This window comes from Candidatus Cloacimonadota bacterium (assembly GCA_028706475.1).
Lineage (GTDB): Bacteria > Cloacimonadota > Cloacimonadia > Cloacimonadales > Cloacimonadaceae > UBA5456.
The window spans coordinates 1-17,736 of sequence record JAQWBI010000025.1 but is presented as its reverse complement, the minus strand read 5'-3'; the positions used below and the strand labels follow the sequence as shown (position 1 = coordinate 17,736).

14 protein-coding genes are annotated in these 17,736 nt (G+C 47.2%); 11 read left to right on the top strand and 3 right to left on the bottom strand.

Annotated features, from left to right (window positions below; all coding sequences use genetic code 11):
* Positions 1-707 precede the first annotated feature (707 nt).
* The 8 genes from purS to PHF32_05900 all read left to right on the top strand — a co-directional run bounded on the left by purS (position 708) and on the right by PHF32_05900 (position 6,628).
* The gene (purS, locus tag PHF32_05935; GenBank protein MDD4560258.1) at positions 708-956 is read left to right on the top strand and encodes a phosphoribosylformylglycinamidine synthase subunit PurS; all 249 of its coding nucleotides are present in this window, start codon (positions 708-710) and stop codon (positions 954-956) included.
* A gap of 2 nt (positions 957-958) precedes the next feature.
* On the top strand, positions 959-1,654 hold the full coding sequence (gene purQ, locus PHF32_05930) for a phosphoribosylformylglycinamidine synthase subunit PurQ (GenBank protein ID MDD4560257.1): 696 nt from the start codon (positions 959-961) through the stop codon (positions 1,652-1,654).
* A gap of 1 nt (position 1,655) precedes the next feature.
* Positions 1,656-2,324 (top strand): ComF family protein, encoded by a 669-nt coding sequence (locus tag PHF32_05925; GenBank protein MDD4560256.1) that lies wholly within the window; start codon positions 1,656-1,658, stop codon positions 2,322-2,324.
* 3 nt (positions 2,325-2,327) lie between these two features.
* Positions 2,328-2,723, top strand: a complete 396-nt coding sequence (locus PHF32_05920) for a hypothetical protein (GenBank protein ID MDD4560255.1) — start codon at positions 2,328-2,330, stop codon at positions 2,721-2,723.
* A 15-nt stretch (positions 2,724-2,738) separates the two neighbouring features.
* Positions 2,739-4,601, top strand: coding sequence for a glutamate mutase L (locus PHF32_05915; GenBank protein MDD4560254.1), 1,863 nt, complete (start codon positions 2,739-2,741; stop codon positions 4,599-4,601).
* 9 nt (positions 4,602-4,610) lie between these two features.
* Positions 4,611-5,741, top strand: a complete 1,131-nt coding sequence (locus tag PHF32_05910; protein ID MDD4560253.1) for a hypothetical protein — start codon at positions 4,611-4,613, stop codon at positions 5,739-5,741.
* A 347-nt stretch (positions 5,742-6,088) separates the two neighbouring features.
* Complete coding sequence (locus PHF32_05905) at positions 6,089-6,292, top strand: hypothetical protein (GenBank protein ID MDD4560252.1); 204 nt, start codon at positions 6,089-6,091, stop codon at positions 6,290-6,292.
* Positions 6,293-6,334: 42 nt separating this feature from the next.
* On the top strand, positions 6,335-6,628 hold the full coding sequence (locus PHF32_05900; GenBank protein ID MDD4560251.1) for a hypothetical protein: 294 nt from the start codon (positions 6,335-6,337) through the stop codon (positions 6,626-6,628).
* Positions 6,629-6,678: 50 nt separating this feature from the next.
* On the opposite strand, the gene PHF32_05895 is transcribed toward PHF32_05900, so the two are convergent.
* From PHF32_05895 to PHF32_05885, 3 genes are all read right to left on the bottom strand, one after another.
* Positions 6,679-7,482, bottom strand: coding sequence for a hypothetical protein (locus tag PHF32_05895; GenBank protein ID MDD4560250.1), 804 nt, complete (start codon positions 7,480-7,482; stop codon positions 6,679-6,681).
* Between the two features lie 121 nt (positions 7,483-7,603).
* Positions 7,604-8,521 carry an iron ABC transporter permease gene (locus PHF32_05890; protein MDD4560249.1) on the bottom strand — a complete coding sequence of 306 codons (918 nt, stop codon included), beginning with the start codon at positions 8,519-8,521 and terminating at the stop codon, positions 7,604-7,606.
* Positions 8,518-9,369 carry a cobalamin-binding protein gene (locus tag PHF32_05885; GenBank protein MDD4560248.1) on the bottom strand — a complete coding sequence of 284 codons (852 nt, stop codon included), beginning with the start codon at positions 9,367-9,369 and terminating at the stop codon, positions 8,518-8,520. The genes PHF32_05890 and PHF32_05885 overlap by 4 nt, the downstream gene beginning before the upstream one ends.
* Before the next feature lie 547 nt (positions 9,370-9,916).
* On the opposite strand from PHF32_05885, the gene cls reads away from it, so the two are divergent.
* The 3 genes from cls to PHF32_05870 are packed head-to-tail and all read left to right on the top strand — an operon-like array spanning position 9,917 to position 17,553.
* Entirely contained in the window at positions 9,917-11,485 is a 1,569-nt protein-coding gene (gene cls, locus PHF32_05880) for a cardiolipin synthase (GenBank protein MDD4560247.1), read from the top strand.
* A 9-nt stretch (positions 11,486-11,494) separates the two neighbouring features.
* On the top strand, positions 11,495-14,287 hold the full coding sequence (locus PHF32_05875; protein MDD4560246.1) for a PD-(D/E)XK nuclease family protein: 2,793 nt from the start codon (positions 11,495-11,497) through the stop codon (positions 14,285-14,287).
* Entirely contained in the window at positions 14,284-17,553 is a 3,270-nt protein-coding gene (locus tag PHF32_05870; GenBank protein MDD4560245.1) for a UvrD-helicase domain-containing protein, read from the top strand. The genes PHF32_05875 and PHF32_05870 overlap by 4 nt, the downstream gene beginning before the upstream one ends.
* Positions 17,554-17,736 lie beyond the last annotated feature (183 nt).

The window sequence follows — 17,736 nt, the reverse complement described above, 5'->3', positions numbered from 1 at the left end:
CTCAATACTAGTCAAGTAAGAAATGGTAGGACGGTAAATAAGTTAAAATGAAGAGTAACTCTTTTATGTTGAGTCCCAAATGTTGGTGTAAATTCCCAACTCATTGTTTCTCAGGTTATTTGAGGACATTTTATATTCCTCAGTTCTTATACTCTATCTAAGGCCAAGCGACCAACTACATTTTTTTTCATCTTCGTATCTCAGTCAAGTTCTTTTTCATAAATAGTCTACCTTGCTGTATCTCTGTCTCTTTGGATTAAAGAGTACCGCAGTAGATATCATCGGGTTATCATCGAGTGAGCACTGGATGATAACGGCTTTATATCAGCTTCATATCAAGATGAGCCAAAGACCATCAAAGAGATAAAGTCGACAACGGAGGATTGTGTAGCCCATGAAGGGGGCTCTATGGGAGGGGGGAGGCAAGATGCCGTTTCCACACTACGAGGGGGCTTCGCTTCGCAACGCTCCCTCGCTATGATCTGTTGCGCCAGTGACATCATTACTCATTTCTTCATCTTTCAACTGAAGTGACCTCCGGACGCTATCGATATGGGGACGTATCGAACCTGCATCGCAGCGCCGTCAATTGCGAAGGCGAAGCCTAAACAGTCTCCTAAAGCCATCCAAAGCAGTATCAAACAAATCAGTTGACTAAATCCAGCCGCCTTAAATACTGGTATTCTGATAAAAAACTTGGAAGTACCATGCTAAAAGCCAAAATATTCGTTCAACTGAAGCCCAGCGTCTTGGATCCACAAGGCAAGGCCGTAAGTAATTCATTAAGCCATCTGGGTTATGCCAATGTGATTGAGACCCGCATCAGCAAATACATCGAGATCACTCTTGATTCCACCGATAAAGAGAAAACTGAAGTTGATGTCGAAAAGATCTGTGACAGCTTGTTGGCAAATCCCAATACTGAGACCTACCACTTTGAACTGGAGGAGATCTAGCATTGCGAGTTAGCGTAATCACATTCCCCGGTTCAAATTGCGACCACGATGCCTACGAGGTATGCGAGCGGCGCGGTCATTCCACTCGGATGATATGGCACAAGGACAGTGATCTGGAAAATCCCGACCTGGTGATCCTTCCCGGAGGCTTTTCTTATGGCGATTATCTGCGCTGCGGAGCTTTAGCCCGTTTTTCCCCGATTGTGAAAGAACTGCTGTCTTTCGCAAAGAAGGGAGGATTGATATTGGGTATCTGCAACGGTTTTCAGATCCTTACCGAGACCGGTTTATTGCCCGGTGCTCTGATGATGAACCGGAGTCTGCGTTTCATCTGTAAACACCAATATCTGCGGGTAGAAAGCGCCGATAGTCCCTTCACCCGGGGCTTAATCCCCGGCACAGTATTGGATATTCCAATTGCCCACAAAGAAGGCAATTACTTCATTGATGATGACGGTCTGGCGCGATTGCAAGATAAGAATCAGATTCTATTCCGCTATTGCGACGTACATGGCATGGTGAATGACGCCACTAATCCCAACGGTGCGCTTGATAACATAGCGGGGATTACGAACGATGCCGGAAACATACTGGGTATGATGCCGCATCCGGAAAGGGCTGCTACAGACAGCGTTTGCAGCAATGATGGCAGCTATATTTTCAAGGCTATTGAATTGTTTTTAGATGGTGTTGCTTGATTTGCTGATCCCGCCCGTCTGTTCTGCCTGCCATACACGCCTGGCGCGGGGCGAGAAACAACTATGCACGGATTGTGAAAGCAAACTGCAGCCCTATCTCAGTAAGGGATGTCCCAAGTGCGGAGCTCCTGTCTCGAATGGCTCATGCTCTCAATGCAGGGAGATCGGCTATACTTTCGAGTTTGTGCGTTCTGCGCTTAGTTATCAAGGGCCGGCGTTGAGTCTGGTCCATGATCTGAAGTACAATGCATTAAGCTCTCCTGCCGGATATCTTGCCGATAAAATGGCAGAAGCAGTCGAAGGCTCCACAGTCTTTGATGACTACGATTATCTGGTTCCGGTACCGCTGCACAGAGTGCGGAAACGGGAACGGGGCTACAATCAAAGCGAACTGATAGCTTCTAAGCTTGCCCATAAGATGGGCAAGAGCTATCTGAACTGCATCAGCCGCACACGTTATACAAAGAGTCAGACCACTTTGGAACGCAAAGAGCGGTTAAAGAATCTGGCTGGAGCATTCCGGGTGAAGAATCCAGCAATGGTAAAAGGGAAGAGGCTGATTTTAGTGGACGATGTGTACACTACAGGCAGCACGCTAAGTGAAGCCAGCAGGGCACTTTATGCTGCCGGTGCGGCCAAGGTTGCCTGTTACACTGCCACCAGGGCATAGAGCATGAATTATAAGCATCCGGAGATCATATCCACAATAAGCGAGGAAGAAGCTTACGAGCTGATTGACAAGGTAGCGCGCTTTATCGCCAGCCGCCAATTGGCTCCAGCAGGGATTCTGCTGATAGAATCTCTGCATCCTCTTCACAGTATTGGCAGTCAAGCCTTGTATTTCATCCTGCCTTTTGCAGAGATAATCTTCGATAGCGCTAAGTACCAGCGATTTGCCCTGTTGATCCATGAAGAGAAATACATCAAACTACTGGTACAACGCATTGATGAACTGGACGAAGAGATCAACCGGGAACGCCGGGCAGCAGCCAAATTGCGCCGGACTCGCCGGAAGAATCAGTTTAAGAACTTCTGGAACAAGATCTTTAAGATAAAACATAAAAGCTGAATAAGCGGAGGATATATGCAATACGATGAAAAACGCCTGACCCGGATAGTTGCCACCGACTGTGGTAGCACCACCACCAAGGCGATCTTGATCGAGTATGTGGACGGCGAATATCGCCAGACCATACGTGGCGAGGCTCCAACCACTGTGGAAGCGCCTTTGAACGATGTAACCAAAGGTGTGATAAATGCCACTCAGGAATTGGAAGAACTTGCCCGCCTGAAGTATAACAATCCCAATATCAAGTTTATGGAAAATGGAGAGTTCATCATCCCCCGTAATGGTGATCTGGGTGTGGATGCCTATGTGTCCACTTCTTCTGCCGGCGGTGGATTGCAGATGATGGTTACTGGTGTGGTTGCATCGATGACCGGAGAGAGTGCCGAACGTGCAGCCCTGGGAGCCGGAGCCATCGTGATGGACTTAATAGCCAGCAACGACAAGCGCATGAACCACGAAAAGATCGAGCGCATCCGTCACCTTCGTCCGGATATGATTCTGATGGCAGGCGGAGAAGACGGGGGCACCATAAAGCACGTTGTGGAAATGGCGGAATTGGTTGCCGGAGCTGATCCGAAGCCGCGTCTGGGCTCATCCTATAAACTGCCGGTGATCTATGCCGGCAATAAGGAAGCAGTGAGCGAGATCGAAAAGACTCTGTCCGAAAAGGTCGGTTTGATCATTACCGATAACTTGCGTCCGAAACTGGAAACAGAGAACCTGGGTCCGGCCCGTGACAAGATTCACGACATCTTTATGGAACACGTGATGCAGCAGGCCCCCGGCTATAACAAACTGATGGAATGGACTCAAGGACCGGATCACCAACAAGTACCGATCATGCCTACTCCTGCAGCGGTGGGCAACATCATGCAGACTATTGCCAAAGATGAGCAAATTGAAGTAGTGGGTGTGGATATTGGCGGAGCAACCACCGACGTATTCAGTGTCTTTACCGAGGATTATGTGTTCAACCGCACTGTGAGCGCAAACCTGGGTATGAGTTATAGTATCTCAAACGTGTTGGCTTCCAGCGGACTGGCCAATATCATGCGCTGGGTTCCTTTCGATATCAACGAAAGCGAACTGCGCAATATGATCAAAAACAAGATGATCCGCCCCACCACCATTCCTTCACTTTTGGAAGAACTGGTGCTGGAACAAGCAATTGCCAAAGAAGCTTTACGCCTGGCTTTTGAGCAGCACAAAGAATTTGCCAGCAGCCTGAAGGGAATGCAACGGCAGCGCGATATCAGCGAAGCCTTCAGCCAGTCTACCTCTGGGGCTTCCATTGTGAACATGATGACTCTTAGCCTTTTGGTGGGCTCCGGTGGTGTTCTATCTCACGCTCCACGCAGATTCCAGACCGTTATGATGCTCATCGATGCTTTCCTGCCCGAAGGCATCACACGGTTGGCTGTGGACAGCATCTTTATGATGCCGCATTTGGGAGTACTTTCCGAGATCAGTCCCAAAGCAGCCACAGAGGTCTTCCGCAAAGACTGTATGGTGTATCTGGGAACCTGTGTGGCTCCCGTGGGCAAAGGCAAATACGGCAAGCCCGCTTTGTATGCCAAGTTGGAGCTTCCTGATGGCAGTGTCTTCGAAGAAGATATTCCCTTTGGCGAGATTAGATTGATTCCGTGTGAAGCTGGAAAAGTAGCAAAAGCAACTCTGAAAGCATCTTCCGGCCTCATCCTGAATGCCGAGAAAGCAAAAGAACTGAGTGTGGATCTGCATGGCGGCAATGTTGGCATAGTATTGGATACTCGTGGCAGACGTCCCTTTATCCTGCCTACAGAGAAATCGGACCGCATCAAATATCTGAAGAAGTGGATGCGTGAGCTGAAAGCATATCCCGAAGACATCTTGGTATAGGAGGAAACAATGGGACAAGCATATTCTGCCGGATTAACCGTAACCGATAGTATGATCGTGCGCAAAGAGCGCATTCTGCCCCTCAAAGGCAAAGTCCTCGTGACAAAGGGAGCCAAGGTGAAAGCCGAAGATGTGGTTGCCGAAACCCTTCTTCCCGGAAAGGTGGTCCCCTTCAATCTCGCAAACAAGCTGGGTGTAACTCCTGCACAATTGGAGAAATACATCAGAATCAAACCCGGTGACCAGATCACCAAGAAAACCATCCTAGCTGAAAATGCCGGCCTCTTTGGATTGGGTATCTTCAAAAGCGAAGTGCACTCTCCCGTGGATGGCGAGGTGGAAAGCATCTCTGCCGTTACCGGACAGGTATTGCTGCGTGAACCTCGCATACCAGTACAGGTAAAAGCGTTCCTAGATGGAGTAGTAACGGATGTGATCCCGGAAGAAGGCGTTGTAATAGAGAATAAAAGTGCCTACATCCAGGGTATCTTCGGTATCGGAGACGAGACTACCGGAGAACTGAAGATGCTTGCCACTACACCGGATGACGAGATTGATGCCGGAAAGATCGATGAATCATGTAGAGGCAAGATCATCATCGCCGGAAGCTTTGTGCCCTACCATGTGATCGAAATTGCCCGTAAGCACGGAGTGAAAGCCATCATCACCGGCGGTATTGACGACCAGGACATCAAGAAGCTTTTGGGTTATGACATTGGAGTGGCCATCACCGGACATGAAAACGTGGGACTTACCATAATATGTACCGAAGGATTCGGTAAGATTACCATGGCAAAAAAGACTTTCGATCTATTAAAACAGTTCGACGGCAAAAAGGCTTCCGTGCATGGTCACACCCAAATCCGCGCCGGTGTTATCCGCCCCGAAATCATCATTCCCATGGAGTTTGATGAAAGCGAACTAGTCTCCAAAGAGGCCAGTCTGCCTGTGTTGGAAATTGGAACCATGGTACGCATCATCCGTCAGCCTCACTTTGGTACCATTGCCAGAGTGACCGCATTGCCGGAAGAGCTTACCAAAGTGGAATCTGAAACCATGGTGCGCATTATGGAAGCGGAGTTTGACGACGGCACCCGCATTCGTATTCCCCGTGCCAATGTGGAAGTAATAGAATCATAAATAGATAGTAATACGTATTGCATATAAAAGGCTGTCCTTCATCGGGACAGCCTCTGTATTTGTAGTTGCCATCAGTGAGATCAATGGACAATATTCAAAAGGATTCCCGCTATGGTAGGTGATGCTACTGCATATTATGTTGACGCATATCCTGATACGAAAATTATTGCCTCAAAAATAGGGGAAAATATCATTTGTGAGGCTAGGTTTGAATCAAGGCGAAGCCACACACTGGTAACATGGGGAACTCCAGTCTGAACTCGGGACAACCCACTGAAAAGCCAGAGCACACGTATTTTGACGTAACCGACTTTCAACTGATCTATTCCTATAAAGATGGGGTCCGGTTGCCTACATACTGCCGTCTGGACCTCAGTACAAAGTATGAATGGCAAAAGAGCTGGGGTTCCATAGAACCATACTGCGAAGTTATAAACGTATTGAACCGCAAAAATGTAGGATATCGTAGTTATACGCTGGCGGAACATAGCGGTACCTACAATCTGTTTGCAGAGCTATATTGCCTGGAAGAGTTCAGCACTGCCCTGTAATTCACTACGCAGATATTTGGCCATACTCATGCACCGGAAAGCATGGAAGAAGCCTATAATGCTGCCGGAGAGGGAATTCGCCGGATTTGGTTCATGAGCAGATTTGTCGCCGGTCCCCAAGCGGAACAAGAAGGTAGCTATATCGTACTGCGGGATTACCGTCAGGGCTATGTATTCTCTGGCCGCTACAAGGTGACTATGATGGTGACAGACGCTAATTACTTCAAATACAACTTTATGCCGGAAGGTTATTTGCACGGCGGAGTAACATATGCTCTCGGCTACTTCGGTTCTGCCAGTGGAGGAACTCTCTACACAAAGATCGTGAAGCCATAGAGCTTATTTGATACCGTAACGTTTGATCTTACGGCAGAGCGTGGATTCACTCATATTGAGCAGCTTTGCTGCAATTCCTTGATCTGCTTGGTTTTCAGATCATTTAATCGCCGCATCATAACATAGGCACGCAAGTAATCCTGACGTTTTTGATAGTAGAAAGCCAGAGTGTCGGTTACTTTGATGAGAGGTTCCAAGAGATGATGTTGGCGATAGAAGCGTTCAGCTTCTCGCAGGCGGTGATAGGCATCGTCCCAGCGCTGTAATAATATCTGGGAGAGGGCGATATTGGCATTCAGATTTACTTTCAACTCCATGTCGCCATTGTCTTGCAAAAGCTTTTCTGCCAAAAGCTGATAGTGCAAAGCTTGCTCTTGCATTTTCAACTGATTCAAAGCTTTGGCCAGATTGTTGTAAATTTCAAAGAGCAGCTGAGGCATCTTTACTTGGGATGCTAAAAGCGCTTGTGAACTCTTTTGGAAAAAGAAGATGGCAGCTTTGCTTTCCAGCTCTTCCGCATCCGGTACGAGATAGCTTAGCTTCACACATTCTGCCAGAATCTTCATCATCTTGTCTTCACACTTCTCTGAAGCTACTAGGGCTTCTTCGGCATAGTTTGCCGCGCTGTGAATGTTACCGCTTAGTTTATGTGCCTGGGTGAGTGCAAGCAGATTCAGAAATTGCATATCAGAACTCGAAGCAATCCGCAACTCCTGGTTTAGCCTGAAGGCCAGATCCTGGCACTCTTCCAGCTTGAAAACACTCAGTAGAGCTCGCGCTTTTGCAATGCGGATGTTTAGAGATTCTTCAGCGTCGAAACCCCCACCTTTATCATCTATTGCCAGATAAATCACAGGATCTCGAAGCATTAATTAAAACTGATGCAGCACTGCTGCGAGTTGGTCATTTACCATCAGCTACAATCCCTTATTTATGCGATAATTCTGAGGATGCGGTCATTGTGTCAATAAAATTTTACTTTCGCAAGAGCAAATAGATGAAAAAGGGGCATCCAATCGCAGCAGTAATGACTCCTACCGGCAGCTCGATTACGCTGAGGTTTTTGGCCAGGAAATCCGCTCCCAAGAGAAAAGCGGCGCCAAACAGAAGGCTGGCGGGGAATATCTTTTTTTGATTTCTGAAGCCAACCAGGCGCATGATGTGAGGCGTGATAAGCCCCACAAAACCGATGATGCCGGCATAAGAGACCACTATGCCCACCACCAGCGAAGTTACAAAGAATATCTGTTTACGTAAGCGCTCTACTTCGATGCCAACGCTGGCAGCATAGAGATCAGAACTGCTGAGGATGTCCAAGGCCCGGCTCTTCATAAAAAGCCAGGCTAACAGCAGCACGATGAAGCCCGCCAAACTCAGAAATACTATGTATTCGGTACGGTTGAAGATTCGTCCCAGATTGCCCATTAAAGTTCCCAGTATCAATACGGTGTCCTGACGGTTCAGATACATCATCAGAGAGATTCCAGAGGAGAAAAACATCCCTACGATTACTCCGGCAATGATCAAGCGGCGGGGATCAAATCCACTGCGCCTTTGTGCTAATCTCCACACCAGGAGCATGGTTAAAATCGCTCCAATGAATCCTCCTAAAGGCATTAGCAGAATCATGCCCAAGACTGCGAAGAGGATACTGCCAAATGCTGAACCGGAGGAGATGCCCAATATATACGGCTCTGCCAGAGGATTCCCTAGCATCAGCTGATACACGGAACCGATAGCTGCCAGGCTCATGCCCGTCAACACGGTTAGAAGCAGGCGGGGGAGGCGAACTTGGGTGATGATGTATCCTCCGGGATTGCCCCAATTCAGGTATATGAAGGTCAGGACGATCGCGCCGATTGCGACTAGGGCTAAAAAGATGTATCGCTTCATTGAGTCTCAATCCGCCATGTATCAAAGAGAGCAGACAAAGCCTTCATGCCTTCCACACAGCGAGGTCCGGCACGTTGTATAAGATCAGGATTCATATCTTCTTCAAAATAGATGCGTTCGTTTTGGATTGCGGGAATCCTATCCCAACCTTTGCGGGAAAGGATGTTCTCTTTTGTGTCCCTGCTATAGCAGATCATCAGGTCCGGAGCTGCTTTGATCACACTTTCGGCTTTTACTCTGGCATAATCCCGTTCTAGACGGTCAAAAACATTGTTGCCCCCAGCCAGTTCGATGACTTCACCCACAAAAGAATCGTCTGCCACGCTCATCAAGGGATCGCGATAGATTTCCAGATACACATCCGGGCGGGCTTTACCAGCGTTTTCTTCCACAATAGTGGCGATACTTTGCTCCAAATCCTGTTTCAGTGCTTTGGCTTCACTCTCTTTGCCAATCAACTTGCCTATCTGAATGATTTCTTGATACATTTCCTTTACTGTGCGGGGGTAGGAGCGATACACTTCGATGCCCAGCTTTTGCAGATCCAGAGAGATTGCTTCTTGCTCCAGCCCGCTTACAAAGACGATCTTTGGTGCCAGAGAGATTACTTTCTCCATGTCGATGGCGCCAAAATTTCCCACAAGTTCTTTAGCTTTCAGGGCTTCGGGAAAGTCGCATTCCTTTGTTACTCCTACGATGTTTTCAGCGGCACCCAAAGCTGCGATGATCTCTGCCGTTTCGGGGGATAATACCACGTATTTGCCGGTATTCTGCGGGGGTAGTTTGCGGCAGGAAATAGCCGTAAATAATAGCATCAGACAGAGTAATTGTGTTGCGCTGGTTCTCATAAATCCTCTTTCGAAATATATGCTATCCATAGCGGTCATCGCGGCAATTCCGTCAAGTGCAAAATGCCGAGTGACAAGACGACGCTTCTACATCTATGCTCTTAGTTTCGACGTGATATGAAGCAGATATCATCGGGTTATCATCGGGTGAACACGGGATGATAACGGCTTTATATCTGCTTCACTACTGCTGGAGGTAGAGAGGATAGATGGCATGCACAGTGTGGAAACGGCATCTTACCGTTTATAAATAACGCGCAGATTACACAGATAAAAATGCGCAGCGTTTTTGAGAGGATTGCGGACGTCCTAGTCTGCGTAAGCAGCGGAACTGCTATCATTTGAAGTGACCTCCGGCCGCCATCGAAACGAGACGATTCGAACCCACACTGCAGCACTGCAACACCTCAGAACTAATCAACTATGAATGATAGAACGACGAACTCCGAATCCATGCATGTGCTAGTGCGAACTAACACAAAGCTTGACAAATAAACGAGGCATAATAGTCTGAGAAATATATGATTGCGGTACAAATGGAGAGGATATGACAAAATCACACAAGGCACTTGATTCCGTGCTAATTATTCTAGCTTTGTTGAGTAGCTTAATTCTGGTGGCGTCTGCGATTCAACTGCTGCGCGGAGGAGATATATTGCAGACCTTCACCCAATTTACTTTGCGCATTATCTCCGTGATATTTGCGATCACTGTGGTGCTTATCATCATCATCCTCGTAATGGAAAACTCATCTCCGGTTCATACCCTGGCCTGGATCATGGTATTGATCTTTTTGCCAATCGTGGGTTTTGTACTTTATCTGTTCTTTGGCAGAAACTGGCGTAAGATCAAGCTGTTCAATCAAAAAGAGCAGTTTGACGAAGAAGTGTTGGACGACTTGAATCAGCGTATTCCCGGTTTTTCCGCCGATACTCTGCTAGATGGGTTGGAACACAAGCTGCATCGCTTGTTGAAAGCCAACGGCAAGGCTATACTGACCAGTAGAAATCGGATCAAATTGATCAGTGACACCGGGATCGCTTTTGCTGCAATCTGCGATGGGATTGCTGAGGCTAGGCATCATATCCATCTGGAGTATTTTTCCATAGCAGCGGACAGCACTGGAAACTATCTGAAGGATCTTCTTATTCAAAAGGCCCGCGCGGGAGTTCAGGTGCGCTTTATCTATGATGATGCTGCTTGCTGGAAATTGCCGCGTCGCTTCAAGCGTGAGTTAAGAGAAGCCGGAGTACAGTTTGTACCCTTTATGCCCGTGTGGATCCCTTTGCTGAACAGCCGCATGAACTATCGGAATCACCGTAAACTGGTGATCGTAGATGGCAAAAAGGCATATCTGGGAGGCTTGAACATCGGCGATAAATACTTGGGTAAAGACCCCTATTTTGGCTATTGGCGGGATTCTTTGGGTGTTTTTGAGGGGCAGTGTATATACAGTTTGCAAGCCATCTTCATGGTAGATTGGTACTTCGTAAGCCGGGAGAATATCTTTATGGACGAAGGTTTTGCCGAATATGTGTGTGAAGAAGCTATCAATGAAGTGCAGAACATCTCTCCGGTTCAAGTGCTTGCCAGCGGTCCGGATACAAACCACGCCAATATCCTGCAATTGTACTTCCTTGCGATCGCCAACGCACATCACAGCATCCGAATCGCTACACCGTATTTGATCCTGAACGAAGCATTATTGATGGCGCTAAAGACCGCGGCCATCAGCGGGGTGAAAGTGCAAATAATCCTGCCGGCAAAGCTGGATCATTTCGTAGTGTATTGGGGCTCTCGCTCTTACTTCTCGGATCTTCTGGAAGTTGGTGTGGAAATCTATCAGTATCAACGGGGATTCATGCATTCAAAGATACTGATCGTGGACGATGAAGTACTGGGCTTGGGTACAGCGAATATGGATTTACGCAGTTTTAATCACAACTTCGAACTGACTGCTTTGATCTATGATGACCGGATTGTGGATGAAGCCAGCGATTCATTCAGTGAAGACCTTGCTTTTTCCAAGAAGATATTCGCGGACGATTTTGACAAGAGGGGACTGATAGAGCGCAGTAAAGAATCTATCTGCAGGTTGTTTTCTCCGCTTTTATAAGGATGATTTATGGTATATAAGGTAGTAGATTTCTCACGTGACATCATTGATAGCGCTCTGGAGAGTATCACTGAACGCTGCATAATGGTATTTCCCACCAGAGCTGTGGCGGAATTGGCCCGCAAGCGTTTCGAACCGCATTGGGCATTACAGGATATCCACTGGCTGGCTATGGAGGATTTCAAGGCGACTCTTTTGGCAGAAGAGAAAGCCCAGCTGGAAGACGAGAAACGCCTGCTCTGCCTGTATCAGGTCTTGCAGGAAGAGGATAAACAGCGCTTTCATATTCACTCTTATGGGGATTTGGTGGATTGGGGTACAAATATGTTCCGCTTTATGCAGGAGTTTATGGAGGCAAACAGGGCTATAGACGATCTCTTGAAGCTAAGTGAAGATCACCAGCTCTATATTCGCGCCTGGCAAGAAGTTCATCTTGAACATATCCATGCTATCCTTATGCGTTACAAAGCTTTTATAGAAGCAAGGGGTTTTAGTGACCGCATCTTCAGATTGCCCCTAACTGATTTGAACATACCCTGGCAAGACTATCGAATCGTGTTGGTCAATCAATTCTACTACAGCAAGTTGGAGCAGGAGATGCTCGCAGGCTGTGAAGGGGCAAAAAACGAAGTAGTGATCTACTATCATGAAGCGCGGGTGGATCCTGAAAATTGGCAGATGCCGGTATTCAGTCCGGAAAAGAGCAGCGCTCTGGAAGGGATGGAGCATAGGCTGAATATTGTAGAGTGTGAAAATGAAGAGCAAGCCGCATTGGCTTTTCTGGTGGCAAATGATGCGAGCGAGGATGCGGTGATAATCGATGCGAACTTCCGGCAGAAGGCATACTCTGTGCTCTTTGACGATAATTTGGTAGCCTCAGGGCAGACATTTCCCATCACAAACAGCCTATTGTTCCGTTTTCTAAGCATGCTGAACGAGATCGTGGAATCTCAGACTCATAGTCCTGGGTTTGTGCCTCTGCGCGTGATGTGCCCTTATCTCACCGATAGCACCATACCCCCGCTTATTCTTCCGGAATGGGATCTTACCAAACAAAACAGACTGGAACGGGAACTCTTTTGTCTGGCAGATGAAGAGGTTTTGTATCTGGATATATATCCCCGGGCTCAGTTTGATACCGATCCCACATACAAGGAGAAATATAATCTCTTGGAACAGCTCTGCAGCAAGGTGTTTGCTTTTGCCAGGGAGATACTGGCTCTGGATAGCATCAGTGAATTGAGTGAGCTGTGTGCCAGCAGCTTGGATCCTGCCAGGTTTTGCAGCCTGGATGAGCTTGAGAAAACGGATATTTTGGAGCAATACTGGGCCGCTTTGGCAAACTTTTTGGGTGCAGAGACTTTGGGTATAGTGGAAGACTGGCACAATATCTTCGACCAACCCGGAGCCGGAATCTTCGGCTTGTGGATGGACTATTTAAAGCCTGCACTACTACGCTACAAGCTGCCGGAGCGCTCTATAAGGGGGTGGGAGATCAGTAATCTGCTGGATTCCCGAAACCGTAGTTTTCGAAATGTGGCATTTTTTCAATTGGTGGAAGGGATTCTACCTCAGGCACCCGGAGCAGTGTGGCTCTTGAATGAGGGGCAGCGGGCGCGTTTGGGACTTTTGAGCTATGAAATAATCCGCCATTGGGAACGTTATTACTTCTTCAGGTTGGTGTTCACAGCGCAGAATGTTCAGATCTATACTTATCGCAATATGGAAAAGAACATGAAACCGAGCAGTTTCATCGGAGAGCTACTGCAATTGTGCGCCGTGGAGGTGCAAACCAGGCGGATACCGGCTTCGGCGATCTTTCAGGCCTATAAAGAACACCGTAAGGAAGAATTGGCTTCCCTCATTGAAAGCAGTCCCATCTTTCATCGTAAAAGCGATGATGATTTTTGCATCCTACCGGCGGATCCAGCGGTGGATTTTGGTACTGAACATAAGATCCGTTTTAATAGCTACGATATTTCCCTACTGGGACGTAATCCTTTTGTGTGGTATATTCAGGGGCTGCGCAAGCTGCGCTCCCGCAATACCTGGCTAAAAGAGAGCGTTAGCCCTGCCCTCTTTGGCATCCTGATGCACAGTTTCTTTACCGAGATTCTGGGCAAAAAGCCCGGAAAACATAACTCTGTAACCGAATTAAAAGCAGTATTTACAGATTCGACCAAGCTGAGAATTGCTCTGCAAAGCCTCAGTAATAGCAGTGAATTCTATTATAAGATACCAAAGAATTACAATGAAGAGTTCCTGAACAGCATCATTAGCGAATGCCTGGCAAACTCTCTGAGGGAATTCTACTACAGATTTCTGTTGGTGCAGCTGAGAGATACCCAGTTTGAACTGATACCGGAAGGTTCACGACCGCAGGACGAGAGTTCTTACAAAGAGCTCTGCCGGGTGAAACATGACGGGATCCAGTATCAGGTGGAGATCAAAGGGCGGGCGGATCTGCGGATCAACAGCCCTCAAAAAAAACACATAGTGGATTTCAAAACCGGGAATGCAAATTCCCTTCAATTGGTGTTCTATGAGTGGTATTACTATCTTATTGAGAATCTGGAGCTTGCTGAGCAGATGTCATCAGCCTTTTGGAAGATACTGGATATGCGAATTGAGGGAAAGGAAACAGTGAGCACCAGCAAACGTCTCAGCTTCCCCGCAGATACCCAAGATATGTTGTTGAAATGCTTTGCCGGAGGTTACTCCGTAGGAAAGAAATCCGAAGACAGGCATCTCTTAAATAGCATCAGCCGTAGTGATCTGATAATCGAGAGGGAGGATAGATGACACAGTTTCAGAATGCGATAATTACTGCCAGTGCCGGAACCGGCAAGACCTACCGTCTATCCATGGAATACATAGCTCTGATCCTCAGATACTACGAACACCCGGATTTTCGGCTGGACTCGATCCTGGCTCTCACCTTTACCCGCAAGGCTACTGCGGAGATAAGAGAGCGAATAATACTAAACCTGGAAGAGCTGATCAAAAAGCCGGATAGTACCCTGATCGCCTCTTTGCGAAACTTTGTACCGGGAGATGAGAAAAGCCTAAGCATGCATGAAGCCAACATATTACTCTCAGCCTGGCAGGAGATTACCAATGATCTTCAGAAGCTGCAGATTATGACGATAGACAGCTACACAGGCAGCATCTTCCGCAATATCATCCGGCCCATGAAGAGCATTGATAGCTTCGATATAGATGAAAATGCGGTGGAAAAGCGTATGCCGCTTTTGATGGATCATCTGATGAAGCCAGAATTTCGGAAGCGCATCGACAAACTGCTCTCCCGTAAGGTTCAACGAAGTATGGACGACTATACCAAGTTTTTCCAAAGCATGATTTACAATCGTTGGCTGTTTTTCCTGATCTCTCGCCGCTGTAACCTGCAGCGCTCATACCAACAGCAAGCCCGTAGGGACTTCAAGGACGCAGTCAAGTGTTTGGCGCAGGCCTTGCAGCAAGGGATCAAAGACCCTGCCAAAAAAGGCTTTGCGGATGTCCTGCTTACCGATGTGCGTAACCTGTTTATCTCCATCCCCCAGAGTCCGGAGGAGTTTTGCAAAGCTTTAGAAGATATGCTGCAGAATCCGATAGATGCGATGAATCTCTTCAAGGTTTTCAAAGCAACGCCGTTTATTAGCAAGACAGCCTTGGCAAAGGATGCGCAAGATAACTGCTTTACCCTTTACGAGGAAGCCCTGAAAGCTTTGGCGGAAGAGCTGTATTACCGTTACTTTCTGCCTGAAGAACGAGAGATTCTGGACATCTGGGAAATTATCCTGAAGCAGTATGATGAACTGGCCTATCGCTATAAAAACATGACTTATCAGGATATCGCTTGGTACACTTTCGAAGCTCTTTTTAGCAATCAACCTCCGGAATTTGATTTTGACGACGAGAACTCTGCCAATGAGTTTTACATGTTCCTCAGTCATCGCACGCGCTTCATGCTTATCGATGAATTTCAAGACACTTCACTCATCCAGTTCAATATGTTGCGTCCCATCATGGAAGAGATCTGCGCTGGAGCCGGGAGCAAGGATTTTGGAGGCTTGGTGGTGGTTGGTGATGAAAAGCAATCTATTTTCGGTTGGCGTGGGGGAGAACGCGATCTATTGTTGAATTTGAGACAGATCATAGCTCCCCTGCGGGACGTACCCCCCGAGGTTTTAGCGCAGTCATGGCGTTCAGGGGAAGACATGATGCATTTTATCAACGCTGTCTTCAGCGATCCTGCCTTGAAAGAAGCGCTGCAGGCACAGGGTATGAACTGGCCCTATTCCAATGTCGAATCTGCCAGGGGCAAGACGGACACCACCATCGAAGTGTGCGCCAAGGGCTATAGCAATTATTATAAGACCGGAAGCAAGGTTTACGATTACTTTGTAGATGAGATGATCCTGCCGGAATATGAGCGCGATCCCAAGGCCAATATAGCTGTTATCTGCCGCAAAGGTAAGCAGCTCGCTACCTTACAGTTACTCCTGGAAGAGCGTGGCAAAGGGGGGATATTCCAGCCTAGCGCACCGATTACCGAGCATAGGTTTGTGGCTCCGCTTATCAAATGGCTACGTTTTGTTTGCTATGGAGATCCTCTGGATTTCATGGCTTTTGTGCGTTCGGATTTCCTGCTTTTGGAGAGCTCCGCTCTAAAGGTACTAATCGACTCTTTCGCACGTTATGAGCAAGTTGCGGCCGATGAAACCACCATACCGGATCTATCGCAGTATCCTGCCTTGGCAGAGTTGATTGTTTTGGCACAAAGCATGAAGCAAAAATCCCCTTATGCTATTCTACGGGAGATTACGGGAATATGCCTGAAGAATGAGGGGAAAACCCCTGAGCGGGATTTGTTGAATCTGCAGGCATTCCTGAATATAGCTGCTGATTGGGAGATTGCTGAGGCCAGTAGAGGTTTGAGGATTCCAGATTTTTTGAGCTATCTGGATGAAAACGCAAAACAGGAAGCTTTTACTCAGGTAAGCGTAGAGGGCAAAGGCGGTATTCAATTGCTTACCATCCACAAATCCAAGGGTTTGCAGTTTGATAAAGTCTTCGTACTGTACGATCTCAGCCCTGGCTCTCATAATGAACGGGAACTCTATTGGGCAGTGGATTATGCCGATACTCAATTTCAAAACATCAAGGACTATGCCTTAAGCTTTCATTTCGCTTCTATATTACCCTACAGCCCCCCCAGTGAGCTTTGGAGAAGCAAAGAAAAACAGGAATATCTGGAGGAATTGAACAACCTCTATGTGGCTTTCACGCGTGCCAGACAAAACCTGCACATCCTCTTCAGCTACAATAAAAATGGGAGTTGGCAGGAATTCTGGGATAGTAAAACCGATAACCTGGGTCTCCCGATAGTATTGGCAGATGCGTGCTTGCGTTATTATGATCCTTCCGAAGCTCTGCCGAACGGCTGTTTACGCAGATCAAGAAGTTATCCTGAAGCAGATCAGAAAAGTGATAAGGACAAAGAAGAAGTACCGGTTACAAAGCTCGAATTGCACTTGGCTGCTCCCCGCACTTCACCTTTGGAAAAGGCTCTGGCCAATCCAGCAAAGGATCTGGACTATAAAAATGTGTATCTGGACAAACGGCGGGCTTTGTATGGGGATCTGGCACATCATTATCTCAGCTTCATTATCTACGATAGACCGGAAGAGCATAAGCGCGCTGTACGTGAGTGTATAGAGCGTTATGGTTCGCTTTTGGGAATGGCTAAAATAAAACGCGTGTTGGATATCTTGGTTCTGGAGATCAGAAAACACAGCCATCTGTTTGATACAAGATACGATAAGGTATATACAGAGTTTGCTGTGGGCAATTTTCGAGTGGATCGTTTGATGCTGGATACCAAAGCGAAAGAAGCAGTGTTGACAGATTATAAAACCGGAGGTATAGGGGAAATGGATCAATTGGATAGATACCAGGCTGCTTTGTCTGCTCACCCGGCATTACGTGGCTACAAGTTCCAGATCAGTTATGTATCCATTCATCTTACTCAGAACGGTACTACTGTCATGTCAATCTTGGTGTAGTAATCTACGAATTACCACAGTGTCCACTCCATGAAGTCCATTTGACCGTATAACATCTAATCTTTCCTACACCTAAGTGCTTGGAAAATGGAGTGTCGCTAGCGAGAAATAGTTCGTATGTCATTATCCAGCTTTGCGATACCCTTTTAGAGCAGATATGGATTTATCCATCTCTTCGATATC

Coding starts and splice junctions, on each gene's coding strand:
- PHF32_05890 (MDD4560249.1), bottom strand. CDS start 8,521: ATGAAGCGATACATCTTTTTAGCCCTAGTCGCAATCGGCGCGATCGTC.
- PHF32_05870 (MDD4560245.1), top strand. CDS start 14,284: ATGACACAGTTTCAGAATGCGATAATTACTGCCAGTGCCGGAACCGGC.
- PHF32_05875 (MDD4560246.1), top strand. CDS start 11,495: ATGGTATATAAGGTAGTAGATTTCTCACGTGACATCATTGATAGCGCT.
- PHF32_05915 (MDD4560254.1), top strand. CDS start 2,739: ATGCAATACGATGAAAAACGCCTGACCCGGATAGTTGCCACCGACTGT.
- PHF32_05910 (MDD4560253.1), top strand. CDS start 4,611: ATGGGACAAGCATATTCTGCCGGATTAACCGTAACCGATAGTATGATC.
- cls (MDD4560247.1), top strand. CDS start 9,917: ATGACAAAATCACACAAGGCACTTGATTCCGTGCTAATTATTCTAGCT.
- PHF32_05885 (MDD4560248.1), bottom strand. CDS start 9,369: ATGAGAACCAGCGCAACACAATTACTCTGTCTGATGCTATTATTTACG.
- purS (MDD4560258.1), top strand. CDS start 708: ATGCTAAAAGCCAAAATATTCGTTCAACTGAAGCCCAGCGTCTTGGAT.
- PHF32_05900 (MDD4560251.1), top strand. CDS start 6,335: ATGGAAGAAGCCTATAATGCTGCCGGAGAGGGAATTCGCCGGATTTGG.
- PHF32_05920 (MDD4560255.1), top strand. CDS start 2,328: ATGAATTATAAGCATCCGGAGATCATATCCACAATAAGCGAGGAAGAA.